General features: G+C 55.0%; 13 protein-coding genes. 5 read left to right on the top strand and 8 right to left on the bottom strand.

The genetic code is table 11. The features are described 5' to 3' along the window. Window positions 1-121 precede the first annotated feature (121 nt). Together PR017_RS21450 and PR017_RS21445 are read left to right on the top strand one after the other, a co-directional pair. Window positions 122-1,057, top strand: a complete 936-nt coding sequence (locus PR017_RS21450) for a glycosyltransferase family 2 protein (protein ID WP_111221264.1) — start codon at window positions 122-124, stop codon at window positions 1,055-1,057. A gap of 228 nt (window positions 1,058-1,285) precedes the next feature. Beyond that, entirely contained in the window at window positions 1,286-1,471 is a 186-nt protein-coding gene (locus PR017_RS21445) for a hypothetical protein (RefSeq protein ID WP_133255615.1), read from the top strand. Between the two features lie 450 nt (window positions 1,472-1,921). On the opposite strand, the gene PR017_RS21440 is transcribed toward PR017_RS21445, so the two are convergent. The 5 genes from PR017_RS21440 to PR017_RS21420 form a co-directional block, all read right to left on the bottom strand. Then, window positions 1,922-2,221 carry a hypothetical protein gene (locus PR017_RS21440; protein WP_111222039.1) on the bottom strand — a complete coding sequence of 100 codons (300 nt, stop codon included), beginning with the start codon at window positions 2,219-2,221 and terminating at the stop codon, window positions 1,922-1,924. After that, a complete protein-coding gene (tnpC, locus tag PR017_RS21435; protein WP_111222040.1) occupies window positions 2,221-3,858 on the bottom strand; it encodes an IS66 family transposase in 1,638 nt (545 codons plus the stop codon). Before tnpC ends, PR017_RS21440 begins: the two co-directional genes overlap by 1 nt. A gap of 60 nt (window positions 3,859-3,918) precedes the next feature. Further along, the gene (gene tnpB / locus PR017_RS21430; RefSeq protein WP_111222041.1) at window positions 3,919-4,269 is read right to left on the bottom strand and encodes an IS66 family insertion sequence element accessory protein TnpB; all 351 of its coding nucleotides are present in this window, start codon (window positions 4,267-4,269) and stop codon (window positions 3,919-3,921) included. Continuing rightward, window positions 4,266-4,634 carry an IS66-like element accessory protein TnpA gene (tnpA, locus tag PR017_RS21425; protein ID WP_279619540.1) on the bottom strand — a complete coding sequence of 123 codons (369 nt, stop codon included), beginning with the start codon at window positions 4,632-4,634 and terminating at the stop codon, window positions 4,266-4,268. Before tnpA ends, tnpB begins: the two co-directional genes overlap by 4 nt. Before the next feature lie 1,069 nt (window positions 4,635-5,703). Then, window positions 5,704-6,432, bottom strand: a complete 729-nt coding sequence (locus PR017_RS21420; protein ID WP_240539112.1) for a transglutaminase-like cysteine peptidase — start codon at window positions 6,430-6,432, stop codon at window positions 5,704-5,706. A gap of 860 nt (window positions 6,433-7,292) precedes the next feature. On the opposite strand from PR017_RS21420, the gene PR017_RS21415 reads away from it, so the two are divergent. Together PR017_RS21415 and PR017_RS21410 are read left to right on the top strand one after the other, a co-directional pair. Continuing rightward, window positions 7,293-7,442 (top strand): hypothetical protein, encoded by a 150-nt coding sequence (locus PR017_RS21415; protein WP_154677480.1) that lies wholly within the window; start codon window positions 7,293-7,295, stop codon window positions 7,440-7,442. Between the two features lie 1,570 nt (window positions 7,443-9,012). Then, window positions 9,013-10,218 (top strand): polysaccharide biosynthesis/export family protein, encoded by a 1,206-nt coding sequence (locus PR017_RS21410; protein ID WP_111222018.1) that lies wholly within the window; start codon window positions 9,013-9,015, stop codon window positions 10,216-10,218. 713 nt (window positions 10,219-10,931) lie between these two features. On the opposite strand, the gene PR017_RS21405 is transcribed toward PR017_RS21410, so the two are convergent. From PR017_RS21405 to PR017_RS21395, 3 genes are all read right to left on the bottom strand, one after another. After that, window positions 10,932-11,357: a helix-turn-helix domain-containing protein gene (locus tag PR017_RS21405; RefSeq protein WP_111222019.1), complete on the bottom strand. Its 426-nt coding sequence runs from the start codon at window positions 11,355-11,357 to the stop codon at window positions 10,932-10,934. Window positions 11,358-11,693: 336 nt separating this feature from the next. After that, entirely contained in the window at window positions 11,694-12,446 is a 753-nt protein-coding gene (locus PR017_RS21400; protein ID WP_111222020.1) for a CDP-diacylglycerol diphosphatase, read from the bottom strand. Window positions 12,447-13,338: 892 nt separating this feature from the next. Further along, window positions 13,339-13,509 carry a hypothetical protein gene (locus PR017_RS21395; RefSeq protein WP_154677481.1) on the bottom strand — a complete coding sequence of 57 codons (171 nt, stop codon included), beginning with the start codon at window positions 13,507-13,509 and terminating at the stop codon, window positions 13,339-13,341. 477 nt (window positions 13,510-13,986) lie between these two features. Between PR017_RS21395 and PR017_RS21390 the strand changes: the two genes are divergently transcribed. Beyond that, a complete protein-coding gene (locus tag PR017_RS21390) occupies window positions 13,987-14,784 on the top strand; it encodes a GGDEF domain-containing protein (protein WP_111222022.1) in 798 nt (265 codons plus the stop codon). Window positions 14,785-14,870: the final 86 nt, after the last annotated feature.

The following is a 14,870-nucleotide window of genomic DNA, read 5'->3' as shown; positions in this document are numbered from 1 at the left end:
GCCGCTTTCGAGCCGACGCCTTTCCCTTAAGCCGGCTGGTCCGACGCCTGGACGGACTGGATGGCGGAAGTCACGTACTTGAATGTAAATAACGATCCCGCAGATTGTCGAATGGATTTGCATGCCAGGCTGTAATGTCGCGATTTGTATACCAACCTTCCGGCGCCCCGCCGGTTTAGGACGGTGCCTCCACGCTATTTCCGCTCTTAAAACAGACGCGGCGTTTCGGATTATCGTTGCCGATAACGACGTGGATGGGAGGGAGGGCATTGCGACATGTCAGGCGATGTTGGATATCGGGTTTGGCTTTGACATTGTTGCTGTTGCCGTTAGCGAGCGCGGCATTGCCCAAGCCCGCAACGCACTTGTTGCGGAAGCACTGAAAAACCCTGATATCCAATTTCTTGCTATGATCGACGACGACGAATGGCCAGAGCCACAATGGCTGCAGGCTTTGCTGGATGCGCAGCGACTGACCCAGGCGGAGGTTGTCGGTGGACCCGTGCGACGTATATTTGAAAAGCCGGTCCCGGAGTTTCTAGCGGCAGCCAATCTGGCGGATTTTTCCAAAATGAAGACAGGGCCCATCGATTGGGTTGATGCGACCAGCAATGTTTTGTTTGCCGCGTCTGCTTTCCGCACACGGGCAGAGCCTTGGTTCGATCCTGTCTTTGGCCTACTGGGTGGCGAAGATACGGATATGCTGCTAAGCTTCAAGCTCGCGGGTACCAAATTCGCCTGGGCACATGATGCGACGGTCTTGGAGGACATGCCAGTCTCGCGATCCTCGACCCGTTGGATGCTAAAGCGCGCCTACCGGATCGGCAATACGTATACGCTCGTCCACCTGAAGCATCGACCACCGGGATTTAGTTTCGCGCGCGAGGCCTTTCGGATCGCTGGCACCCTATGTTTTAGCGCCGCGACTCTTGTTGTGTTTTTTTGGCATCCCGCGAAACGTTTCGAAGCCGCGCGACTTGGGGCCCGTGTGCTTGGTAAGCTCAGCGGCTTTTTTGGATACAAGCATGTCGAATATGCGGTGACCCACGGCAGTTGAATGAAGGCTCCCACGACTGGGCGCCAACCAAACATAGGGGCCTGATAAAATCCTTTTGGAGATTTTGTCAGCTCTGTGGAAGGTGACGTATATATGGCTCCTTGACGTGTCCAATCTGATTTGACGACGAAGACAAGTTATTCCGAGGGTTGAGTAGGTTTTTAAGTAAAAAACTCATTCTCGCTTCACGGGCATCCGATAGTTTCCCTTAATGTCAGGGAGAAGGTCATGGCCATTTTTATTTACCTCGCGATTGCAGCTAGCTTTGCTATTCCAACGTTGATCGAGGGCAATCGCAATAGGATCGGGTGGTCGTTCAATCGTTTCGTGGGCCTCGCAACGTGTTTGGCTTGGCCGTTTGTTGTAATTACAACCGCTATTCTGGCGAGCACATCCGCATCACGCTCAGCCTGAAGCCGGTTATCGCTATACCGCCGTCTAAGTGGTGGGGTAAGCGATTGCTGTCAGCATATGGGAACTCCTTTCTTTCCGTGGCGTTTGTAATCGCGCCATGATGACGCCGGTTGTTGATGCCCATCGCCGACCGAGCCCGCCGCGTCAACATGCGGCGGGCTGTCCATTGGAAGCCGCTCGAGCAAATTGGTAGGGTTAGGTAGTCACTTGCTGCAGAGTGGGTCAGAGGAAGTCTGCTGCGCTTCACCATTCTAGGTTTTGTCTTCACCCATACGCACGCACACATGCCTGTATAGGGATATTTTGCCTTCCGTCAGGCGGTGTCAAACCCAATCCATCTTCGCTTCACCTCGGGAATCATCGAAATCCGCCACGGGGCATGGCGAACGGCCTCGCAAGAGCGTCACGCTTGGCAGGCAATCAGTATCCATCCGGCGAGGGCCGCAGGGGTTATGATTTCGGCTCGTCTGCCATGATGCGTTCGATCTTTCCCTGATCGCATTGCTCGTCGATGAGGAATTGGCGGATACCACCATCCCAGGTGCGGATATCGGCGAGGAATTCCTGCAAGCTTTCGATCCCGCGTTCGGTGAAGGTCGTGATGCCCTCTTCGCTTCCATCGTGGGTGTGGATCATCTCGCCGTAGTCGATGTTGTCGGAGTTGCTGGCGACTTGCTGGATGAGTTCAATGTTCTCGCCGATCAGCGAGGCGACATAGTCGATCGTGTAGACATGCGTCGGGCGCGCCATCAGGCTGCTTTCTGACGGACATGGCCTGCGGAAGACCAGTTCCATGGCAACAGTTCCGGCAGCCTTGATACGGGGATGCCAGGCATGCGAGCGAGTACGTCCGCCAGCCAGGCCTGCGGATCGATGTCGTTCATCTTGGCGGTGACGATCAGAGAATACATGAAGGCGGCACGCTCGCCTCCTCGCTGGGAGCCGGCGAATAGCCAGGACTTTCTTCCGAGAGCAATCCCGCGCAGGGCCCGCTCGGCCGCATTGTTGGTCAGACATAGCCTGCCGTCATCGAGGAACCGGGTGAAGGCCTCCCAGCGTCCCTCCTTATCGAACATGTAGTTGATCGCCTTGGCGACGGGATTGTGCTTCGACATCTGAGCGTGTTGCGCTCTGAGCCAGTCGTACAAATCCTCGACGCGTGGGCGAGCATGCTCCTGCCGAGCGGCAAGCCGTTCCTCGACGGACATGCCGTTTATGCCGCGCTCGATGTCGAAGAGCGCGTCAATGCGGGCAACGGCTTCAAGCGCGACAGGCGATATCTCATGGGCTGGCTTGCCCTTGCGTACGTTGCCGGCGATATCTGCCAGTTCGAAGAACTTGCGCCGCGCATGGCTCCAACAAAGTGCACTCCTGACCGGCCCCGGACTTCGATCGGCACGATAGAGATCGTTATAGCCTCCGTAGGCATCGGCTTGCAGGATGCCATGCCACCCGGCGAGATGCCGATTGGGATGGGTCTTCTCGCGATCGGGTGAGAAGTAGAAGAGCGCTGCGGGCGGTGCGCCGCCCGCAAACGGACGATCATCGCGCACGTAGGTCCATAACCTTGCCTGCCGTGTTGCGCCCCTGGCCAGGAGCGGCACGGTGGTGTCGTCACCATGCAGCCGTTCGGCTGCCAGTACATGGGCGCGGATCAGGTCATGGATCGGCTGCAGGGCGGTCGCGCAGGCTCCGACCTGGTCGGCCAACGTGGAGAGGCTGAGATCGACGCCTTCCTTGGCGTAGCGCTCGGCTTGGCGATTCAATGGCTGATGCTGGCCGAACTTCTCGAACAGGATCGTGGCGAGCAAGTTGGGACCTGCCCATCCCCGCGGTGTCGCATGGAACGGGGCCGGTGACTGGCTGATCTTCTCGCAATCCCGGCAGGTGAACTTCTCTCGCACCGTCTGGATCACTTTCCACTGCCGCGGGATCGCCTCCAGCGTCTCAGTGATGTCTTCGCCCATCTTCACGATCCTGGTCGAGCCGCAGCAGGTGCAGGTCGACGGAGCTTCGATGATCATGCGCTCACGTGGCAGGTGCTCAGGAAACGGCTTACGGGCCGGCCGGCGGCGTTCGAAGGCGGAGACATTTGTGATCTTCGCTGCCACGCGGTCAGCTGCGATCTCGTCTTCGGTGGCATCAGCTTCGAGTTCCTCGAGCTGCAATTCCATCTGGTCGATTAACCGAGCGCGCCGTTCCGAACTTTGTCCGTACTGTTCGCGGCGCATTTTTGCGATCTCAAGCTTCAGGTGCCGGATCATCGCCTCAGAGGTTGTCACGACGGCGCGCACCTGCGCGAGATTGGCCTCGGCGGAGGCAGCACGCGCCTCGGACGCCGCAAGCGCGGCGCGCAATCTGGCTATCTCCGAAGCAGCGTCATCCATGGCCAAAAGCTATCATGAAAAATGCCGAAAGCCCAACAAAAACAGCGCAAATAGAGGCGATCAACCTGCCTTGGAAGGGCGTTGCGTCCAACGCGGATTACGCCAATCGATCCCTTCCAGGAGGTAGCCCAACTGCGCCGTCGACACTGGCACGGCAGAGCCGTTATGGCTGACCGGCCAGATGAACTTGCCAGCCTCAAGGCGCTTTATATAAAGCGACATTCCGACGCCGTCGTGCCACAGGACCTTGATCAGGTCACCCTTGCGGCCGCGAAAGCAGAAGACCTCACCGCCATGAGGATCGCGGCCAAGGCCTTCCTGCACCTTCAGCGCCAGGCTGTTCATGCCGCAACGCATGTCCGTCACGCCACCCGCGATCCACACCTTCACCCCGGCTGGAAAAGCGATCATGACGCATCCAGGATCGGTAGCAGTCGGGCAAGAATGGTCGGATCAAGCGAGGCCGGGATCGTCAGCCGCCGGCCGTTCGGCAGGCCGATCTCGATCGTCTTGTCGTCTTCAGACCGCGGCGGTGAGTTCATCTCGGAAGATGCCCCCGGCGGCGAAATCGAAAGCGGTACGAAGCCCGTTGACGCGGAAACGTTCAAAAGCCCGCTCCGATATTGACGACGCCAGGCTGTCAGCAACGATCGCGACAATCCATAGCGCCGTGCTGTCACTGAACCCTGCCGAAAACCCTGCAGGCTCTCCTCGACGATCCGGACCTTCTCTTCGTCCGACCAATCCCGCCGGCGACCAAGATCATCGGCGGACAAGACCTCAATGGGTGATATGATTGTAGCGCATGACATAAGGCATGGACTTAAAGCCAATCAGCAAATCACGGCAGACGGCCTTCGGCGGAGGGATACGGCAATCAGGCCGCTGTGCAAGTTCAGGGCGACTTTCGGATCGAATGGGAAAGACTTTAGACTCGTCTCGAGGCATAGCGCGGCAGGAATGCTTTCTTCGTAATCCCGAAGAGGATGTGGCGCTGCCTATCCTTGCCGCCGAACGTTCAGTTTGGCAAGCGAGCGTCTCGTCGTCGATACCTGGGCGTGTAAGTCGACTCCGATGAGATGCCGATAGGAGACCGTTGCATTTTTGGATGCGGGACTGCCAAGACTGGCCGGCATGTTCCTTGAGGTCCGTCGAATATCGTCAGCGCCGTAAGCCCGGTCTGCCGTCATAGGTCTCAGGCCCATCGATATGCCTTCGTTCACAATAGGCGTATCAGGATGACATTGTCGCTGTGAGTCGGTTCCGTTCATGATGAGTACGGCATCAGGCCGCGACTTCACCCTTCACCCATTCGTCGACGCCCATATCTCCCGCGCAGGAAATTGAGAGCGACGAGCCAGAAGTGGGCCGCATCGAGCCGGCTGGAAGGAATAGGGGCGACTTCTTTGCCGCCGCGGATCTGTGTCCGCGACGGACGAGATGATCATTCGGCAGATGCGTCAGGAGAGCCATTGTTGATAGTGGGGTCGACCACCGCCGCTCTGTAGTCGTTTCATCGATGCCTTAGCGACAACCCCGACCCTCTGCGTCGCCTGCTGCCAGGATAGCGCGACGTCGAAAATCGGCACGGACCAAACAAACTTCAACAAACCCTGGTTGTAGGCTTTCCCTACTGCGGCGAGGGCAGGCTTGGTCGATTATGTGATGGCGCGCATACAGACTGTGTAAGGATTTGCATAGGGCGGCCTCGTCGGCAAGACGAACTGGTCTGAACAGCCTCACCTTGCAACATTGATTGTCGTCAACGCTAAGCAGAAGAGCGGTATTGACCAAAAGCCGTATTCTATTCAAAGAGAGTGGGCTTGGACTTTTTCTACACCTTGATCATGGCGTGTTCGGAACTGATTTGCGGTGGTGCCTCAGCCTTTTGACGATGATTTTTGCGGTCGCTGGCGCTTCTACTGTTTTAGAGACCATCATCGGCGTTGGGCGGCCTGTTTTCAGCCCAACCCACTGCTGCGGACCATTTTCCGATTGAAACATTATCCAGTGAAGATCCGTCGCTCGCCAGTCCTTGATCCGACCCGTCCGATTATCGAGCACAAGATCGCCGTCGGACGTCTTGGCAATCAGCACGGCGTGGCCCTCGCCAGCTGATGTCCGCGCAACGGCAATCCTCAGCGCGCGGGAAGACCATCCCAAAGCCAACAAGTGCTTGCGTTTCGTAAGAGCAAAGTCTTCGCAGTCGCCCTGTGCAACATCAACGCTCCACACATCGGTGCCGGCTGGGTCGTTGACTGGGCGGATCGAGCGGTTGACGGAGGAATTGACTTCGGTCAACTGACGCCTGTGTGCGTCGTCCAGCATCACAACATCTGCGCCGCCAGTGTCTCTGCACTGATCGGGTTGCTGAAGACAGAACACGACGCTCGCGAACGGTGCTAAGGTACGGCCACCCTCCAAGATGTGAGTGACGGCAGCTCCGATCCCCTTCGCTTGGCCTGCGGGGCCGGCGGCATGCGAAACGGCCGGCATCGTCAAGACCGAAAGGAAAATACCGAGCGGCGCGGCGAAGCATGATGCAACTTTGGTTTTCAACAGTGCAGAAAGCATCTCGGTGATCTCCCTTTGGCGATGACACCGTTGTAAAGGTCATCAAGTAGAGATTCCGTGCGCCGAAATGCTAAAATTTTATCGATGTCCAAAATTAGGACATATGAGCTGACGATCGAGGGTCAGCGACATCAGCGGTGATTGGCGGAGGGGCTACAGGAGTGTCGCCAGATACGCACGGGAAATTGGAGTGGAATGCGACATGCCTTTTCAGCATGAGATGAACCTTCCTCCTCCCAAACTGTCCGTTACCTGGCAACGAAAGCGCTGCCAAGGCGAGGAGTTCCAGCTGATAATGCACCAAGGGACGGCCTACGGATAGGATCGGCTCTGCCCTGCATCTTTCGTTGTGGTGATTTTAAAAGAGTTGAGCGGCTTTTAAGCACCGATGCGACTCGCGCGTCAAGGAACCGGGCAAGGCCGATCTTCGCGTCAGGGACATCGGCAATTGCGATGTCTGGCGCTGTCGATCCTCGCGATCAATCAGATGGTCTCCGACGAGACAATTCTGTTGCGCGGATTGCCTGATCTTAAGTCGGCAGCGGTATGGAGGATCAGCACCATGATGTATTGATCACACACCAATTCACTCAAAGCCTCTGGTAAGTTCTCGGCAATTCCAAATTCAGTAAAGGAAAGCTATAGTAACCATTCTGTTTTGATCTGGAGATCGCGGTCAGATTGACGGTTCGCAACATCAATATCCACCCCGATAGCGCAGCGAGGTAATATATAAAGCGTTTACCACGTTCGGATTTCCAAGCATATCATGAGTAGAACCACGCCATTCTATTCATCCGGCTAATCGAAAATTAACGCGGTGGCGTTTTACTCGGCCAAACACAAAATTGGTGTAACCGATGTCAACGCGAATAAAGTACATTTTCATTGCCTTCGTGGTTTCTATCGGCCTCTGGAGCAGCCTGATTTCGGGGGTCGTTTGGATCAGCGGAAAATCCAACGATGGCATCGATATGAACACCACGGCCGCCGTTTCGGACAGCCGTTGACGGCAAGGGCGGCTGATCCCTTATTTCAAGGCGGCGGATTGGTCCCAGTGATGACGCCAGACGGCGGAGGATCGTTGGCGATCCATAGGCCAAACTCGACTATCCCGATCCACATCACCAGGGAAATCAGGATCGCGATGATCAAATATTTTAATCGATTCGTCATGGCACAAGGCTATTTCAGCTTGAAAAATGTGTCTCGATAAGGCGCCAGACTCAGCTAACAACTTGTAAATGGGCTCTGCGATCTGACCCATAATCAAACAAAATTCATTTCCCATGCCTGGAACTGTAAGACTATAGGACGATTTGCCAAATCCCCTCATGCGCTTGGATACGCAGACTTCGAGTTAGCCACCCCTCGGCGGAGGTCACGCGCGTGATTCTCACCGAAATCTGCGCAGGAAAGGCGCGCCTGCCCCCTCGCTCGAACTGCCGCGCCACGCAATCTGGACAAAGGCGGTTTTAGCGACGCCGGCAGGACCTTTGTGGGGACAATCGATCCTCCTATTCCCCATAGAGTCGAATGACAGCCTGTGAACCTTGGCCTTCAAGAAAACAGCGGCCGTTGTCCGACGCGTTGCCTATCGCGATGCGTCTTTCATGTAATGTGATACAAGAAACATCCCTGCTGCTCTCCACTGAGAAAAGGTCAGAAGAATTCTCAGCCGATCAGGGCGCTGGAAGTGATCTTCTGTCTATCCCACCGGCCTGACCAGTTATGGTCGAAGCGGGTAGAAGGCAATCGATGCGGCACACCGGGGATGGACCACGCAATCGACAACGACGAAGGCATGAGGAGAGAAGGCGCCCTGCCGGTGGCCCAATTCCGACCTGCTGCGTCTTAAGCCGTCGCATGCCTTGGTCAAAGGCTGTCCCGCCGCCATAGGGGCGGATATCGGGCGGGCCATTCGTGGAAAGGGCAGGTGGCTGGTCGCTGAGTCCAGATCTACTGGCGCAAGTGCCCGGGCGCTGGCTGTCGACTATAGGTAGCGCTCCAGTTGCCGTTGCCAGAGAAGGCAGAAAAATCTCTGATCCTGTTCCAGTCTCCTGGAACGCTGGCTTGGTGGAGCTATCCCTAAAAACGCCACAGCAGCGACCGGTCTGATCTCACTCAGGGGCGGTCCATCTCGCAGGTGCGAATAGATAGCTTACGTTAAGATCCGCGTGTGTCGCGCTGTTGCGTGAATTCCTTTACCATTCAAGCCTGGCGATCTGAGACGTCCCAAGCGGCTCCCGCTTGGCCACGGCGCATAGCATAGCCGGTCTGCTGGCGATTGAAAGAGAGTCTAGCGACAGCCCCTGCGTTCATCTGCAAGTCTGCTGTGCCTCTCTTGCCACAACGTTTTGTAAATCTACGGTCGATTCAGACTATTTCCTGTCCGATCGACGTTTCTTGCGATTGACATTGCAGTGGTGGATCGCGCAAATGACGTTAACATTAACGGTAGATACAATGCTGGCCGTGATGTTACTGATACTAGATATTTACATCAGGCGTGCTACTGGTCTCAAGCTTCTGACGTAGAGGCAGTGATTATCCTTTGGTGCAGAAGCGACTGGGTTTGAGATGAGCAAAATTGTTATTTCGCGTACGAGCCTCGTCTGTTTAAGCATTTTGTTGCTATCCAGCTGCACATATCTGCCCCGTTCTGGGCCAGACGCAAAATTGATAGACACCCAGGCCTCGATAAAAGTTTCATCTCCTGACCGTAAGGTCGGCATCGACTACGCATTGATCGATCTGAACCAGAATACGTTGGGATTTTTCGAGCAGAAGTCCATCGCCTCACTGAAGCAAAGTTTTGGCGGCGGCCGCGGTGGAGCTCCAGATGTTCCACTCGGCTACGGCGATGTAGTCCAAGTCTCCATCTTTGAATCCCAGTCGGGCGGCCTTTTCATTCCTGCCGACGCGGGTAGCCGCGCGGGCAACTTTGTAACACTGCCAAATCAGACCATCGATCGCGGCGGGACGATCAGCGTGCCCTACGCCGGACGCATCGTGGCTGCAGGAAAATCGAAGGAAGAAGTCGAACGCAACGTAGAAGACAAGCTGGCGAGCCGAGCGATCGAGCCGCAAGTGGTAATCTCTACTGTGAGCTCGGTGTCCAGTCAGGTTGCCGTGCTCGGCGACGTCAACAATCCGAAGAAAATTGAAGTTAGTCCCGCCGGTGATCGGATTCTTGACGCGCTGTCCGAGGCAGGTGGCCTTGCGACGCCTGGCATGGAAACCAATATCACCCTTCAAAGGCGCGGCAAAACGGCGACTGTGGCCTACGAAACGCTCCTCAAAAATCCGATCGAAAACATCTACATCGCACCCGGCGATACGATCTTCGCCGACCGTCATCGGCGCACATTCGTGGCTTTTGGTGCGGCGGGGACTAACGGTCGCTTTGATTTTGACGATACGGATCTCAGCCTCAATGAAGGTATTGGCAAGGCTGGGGGGCTTTCCGATACGCAGGCCAACCCAGGCCAGGTTCTGCTATATCGCTTGGTGGATAAGAAGATCTTGCAAGACATGCACATTAACACCGGATCGTTCCGTGATGAGACTGTTCCGGTGGTGTTCCGAGCGAACCTAAGGGATCCCGCTGGCTTGTTCGCCGCGCAGAAATTTGCAATGCAGGACAAGGATGTCCTGTACATTTCCAATGCGGGTTCGATCGAACTGCTGAAGTTCCTGAATATTGCAAACTCGATCACGTCAACAGCATCCGGAACGACGTCCGACGCCGTTACAACGCGAGATGCGATCCGGACACTTAACTGACGCACCGGAGAACAGCTCGGCACCTTTAAATCCATATCTGCGGATAGAGTCTGAGCGCCCCAAGCCGTTTCTTTGCGCAACATGCATGAGCCGATGAGGAGCACGGGCCGCCATCGAACAGCAACATGGTGGCAATTATCCTGCCGGTCCTGGGCGTGCGGATCCAAACCGATCATGGTTTTTCCGGGCAATCCGGTCGGCCGGCGACCTCAGCCAGCAGGTGGGTGATCGAGTGGCTTGGAGCTTGGGTCTGATCCGGGTTTGCGGGCAATCACAATTGTCCTCCTCGGATCTATGCTTTGCGGTGCTCCCAAAAGGGTAAAAGCCAGTCGGCTTGGATGGTGCGGATGCTCTTGGCCAGCAAAAACCGCCGACTCGGCTGCGCGCATCTGTTCCGATCACCGGACCTAAGTTAAAGGGCATAGCCGCAGTTACATGCGCTGCGCTGGCGCTCCATCGGCCCATGCTGAAGAAAGCGCCGACAAGAAGGGCATCGGCGGCTCCTGTAGATCGTTGATGGTCGGATTATTGCCAGATTTTGGCTCACCGAGCAGACTGACCAATAGGCGATTTGGGTTGCATCAGGGCGTGCGTTCGATCTTTTGGAGACGGTCGACGCCTTTTTTGTGTTCCTTCAGCCGTTTTGGATGTTAGCCCCTTGTTATAGGCGGCGGGGCCTCCAAATCATGACGCAGCTGACAAACACTTCATCATCACGATGCGGAATGCGGGGTGCCGGAGGTCGCCGCCAGCGCTTTGACAAGACCAACGATACGCTTTCTGATCTCGGGCGACTGAATGCGCGCAAAGGCCCGGTTCAGATTGCTGCCTTCAGGTGTGGAGACGAACTGCGCCACGTCGTAAAGCGGTGAAAGTGTATCGCCATCGAGAAGATCGCGCTGCAGCCCCTGTCCATCGAAAAAGTATGTCACCGGAACTTCTAGGAGCCGAGCGATACTACTCATTCGACTGGCGCTGACGCGGTTAGATCCCTTCTCATATTTCTGCACTTGTTGAAACGTAATGGTCAACCCATCAGCCAGAACAGACTGACTCATACCCTTGATCCTGCGTTGCAGCCTAATGCGTCTTCCGACCTCAATATCGACCGGATCTGGTTTCTTCGAATTCACAGTCAAGATGATGCTTTCCTTAACAAATCCACGACCAATATTTGTCGATCTATTGGCTCTAGTTGGACTGAGCGATGCCTCAAATTGCAAAAGGCACCGTTACTTTTCGATTTCTTCTTCGGGAAGGCTCATTGCCGGGTGCGGATGGTACAGCGGACCAACTGTGTTGCTTCAGGGAGTGCTCGCCCGGACGCCTGGCGAGGTGACGCGGCGACTGATGGGTTCCCTTGATGCCGGGCGATAGGCGATCTCGGTTCAGGCAATATCCAGCTGCTGAAATAATGTGAACCTGCCCGTTTGGCGGTGGTTCAGAAGCTTGTGTGCGGCGGGTTGACATACAATTTACCGGCTGCACTTCGGATCCAGCAAGTCCTCTGCCGAACCGGGAAACCCCGTATGCCCGAGGAGCTGAGCCAGAATGTAAAACCCCCGTTGACCAGTACTCGACGAGGCCCCTACTATGCCGATAGCAACATCCTGCATATCTTCTCGCGCGCCTGGTACGCCATCCGCAACGATGTGAAACGGATTGATGCTCGTCAGGTTTTCACCTGCGTAGAACTTCACCCAGAATGAACGCCACGCGGTATCGGTTTTTAATTTCCGGAAGGAAAGGTCGTCGATTTCGTCTCGCTTGCCGCTCAAGGCGGACTTAAAGCGCGCAGAGACGCATCCTATGTGGATATGGAGGTGGTCCTGGGTGCGGTTCGTTGCGGCGTTTATGGCAAGGGCTGCATCCAGCCAATCGTTTTTCTGCGGGTAGCTATCCAGAACGATTGATCGTTCCTTCCAGGCATCATCGAAATAATTCGGCCCATCCGCAGACACAAGGCGCGGGTCCTCTATGCCACTGATCGCGTCAAGCGGGGTAAGGATGGTACGCTCTTTATGCGTCGGCTCTCGCAATATCGCATAGGCTGACAACTGACGCGGAGACTGGATGATCTTCAAACAGGGGAATGGCGAACCCGTCATGGATAGATTGAACTCACAGCTGTCGATCACAAGGCCCAATGCCGAGCGGCTCGCGTAAGAGCTGGTAAGCACTGCGACCACAACGATACTAGCTGATAAAAATAGGCGGCGATAGTTCATGGACAGTGTGGGGCTCTGGTATCGAGCGAACTTCGCTCGAGTCGGTCTTGAGAGGTGAACTCGACCGTTACCCCATACTAGGAGAAAAGGCATCTAATATCTCGAAGTTCCGCAGCAGGTGCGGCTATTCCAAGAACTTGGCTCCCAATCGCGGTCACAGCCTTGGAGATTTTGTCGGGATCATCAGAGATCAGCATTAAGTTCAGCGGCGAACATTTGGGCACGCGGCCGGCTTTGGTAACAACAGGCGGCCGGTCCAAACTGGGAGTCGAGATCTTACCGCATATAGGAAAGTAACTCCTTTGCCTCTCTCAATGCTGCTTCTTGTGTCGGGAACTTCCGGCTTGGCCTGCTGTGGTTTTCAGTCAAACGAATAACGTAGACCCATTTACCGAAGCGTACCGCTCGGGTTTCAATCGCGTGTTTGAACGGTAGTGTGTCAGCCGGCATCGTTGTTTCCCTCTTCACATGAGCTACCGAGTGACTATCGAGAGATTAAAGCTTTGGCCAGTCAATGCTTTCAAAATGGTTTATCCACATCGTTAACAGCCACCAATCAAGAGGAGTGTTTACGGGCCTACTGTTTGCAAATCCGTTTTTGGCGGCTGTCAATGTAGCAGCGACCGGTTTTCTGGTTTAGCCTGTTCAAGCCATGGGAGGGCACTTTCCTGAGATAAGCGCCTGGTCGATTGGTTTGGATAATGCCACAGTCTGACCCAATGCATCCAGGCCGCGCAATGCGCGTGTCGGTTTGGGCTTGAGCCGCGGAGGCTGCTAATATTACTATCGCTATAAGTGCATTTTTCATTAGCGCTATATCTCTCCTGTTGGAATATGTGCGTGGAAGTGGAAATATTGATGCCAATCACAGGATGGACTTAGAAACGCAGGATCAACGGTAAACAATAGCCAATACTGCCAATTCCTTGATCCGCTGAATACTGATTTCTGCGAGGGCGACATCGAGTTCGTCCTGGTTGTCAGTGTGATCGTCGTTGTTCTCGCGAAACCTTCCGCACTCAGTTTCGAGGCGCTCAAAAGTGTCCTGTAGCGATGTCGGCATGCTTTCCTCCGGTTTCATGAGAAGAGCATGCCATAATCGGAGGGTTTTTCAACCACTACCCGTCTTTCACCTTAGTCAAAAAGGGAAATGCTTCTGCTATTCTCACGGTTCAAGGCAGTCTATTGCTACCGATAGAAGAACTGCTGGCATGCGACGCAGATTTGCCGCCCAAGGTGTTGCGTGTTTTTATAAAGGTAGAGGGCACGGCTCAGATTAAATTGCACGCAATCTCGCGGAAATAGAGTTCGGGTTACACGGGAAGTCGCCTCGTCGTCATAGCGCCGGTCATCCCTAAAATGACACCGACCGAATGGGCACGATTATAATTTAGACGCCTTTCAATAAGCGAAGTGGAATATTGACGAAAACTCAATGAGTTTGCCCTCTATTCACTCCAGATATCTCAAATCATGAAATCTGTAGCGGTTTAAAGCCAGCCTAAGGTTTTCGGAAGCGACTGCAGAGGATCAAACGGACATGGTATTTTCAATTGAACGATACATCGAGCGATCTTGCGCGACAGATCGCTTTGAAAGCCGCAAGCAGGTATGGCTATTTGCTGTTCGAATGACGGTAGCCGTCACTATCACTGCCGATTTATTGAACTTGGTCGCACATTTTTCTTTAAATGCGCTTGGCCTTCTTCCCTACGATGTAGTGGCAGCGGCTACGGTTGGGTTGATAATATCAACAGTTGTTGCCTCTGGCATCACGTTTCCTGTTGTCTATGTCGTCGGATTGGCAATCCATCATCTGACAATCTCAAGAGCGACTTTCGAGAGATTGAGTCGCACCGATATGTTATCCGGCTTGTTGAACCGAAGGGCTTTTCTCGACGAGGTTTCGCTGGCGCCGCGCAGCTCATCGCTAGTTCTTTTCGATATCGATAAATTCAAAGCTATCAACGACCAGCATGGCCATGCCTTCGGCGATCAAGCAATTATAGCCGTCTCAGATCAACTTGCGGAGTTTTTTGGCGCTGATCACCTGGTAGCGCGCATCGGCGGCGAGGAGTTCGCGGTACTTATCTGCAAGCTAACGCCATCTGAACGGTTGGCGCTGGCGAAACGGTGCGTCGAGATGGTCGCCGCGCGCGGTGTTATGTCGGGATCTAGACGCGTCGAGGTGACGGTTTCCGGGGGTGTCGCGGATCACGAGGACTATGACACGTTCGAGATGCTATTCAGCGCCTGCGACCAAGCGCTGTACCTGGCAAAATCATCGGGCCGAAATTGTGTCATCCATAGCGAGCATCAACCAGCATTGTTGGCATGACGCGTCTGATCCGACCGTCCGCCCCGCATTCCACAGTTTACAAGGCGCGTCGCAGCAAGGAGCTCGACCAAGGCGCGATCCGACAA

Origin of the sequence: Rhizobium tumorigenes, assembly GCF_003240565.2 — a bacterium.
Taxonomy (GTDB): domain Bacteria; phylum Pseudomonadota; class Alphaproteobacteria; order Rhizobiales; family Rhizobiaceae; genus Rhizobium; species Rhizobium tumorigenes.
Note: the sequence above shows the minus strand (reverse complement) of the source record. Positions and strands in the feature narration are given on the sequence as shown.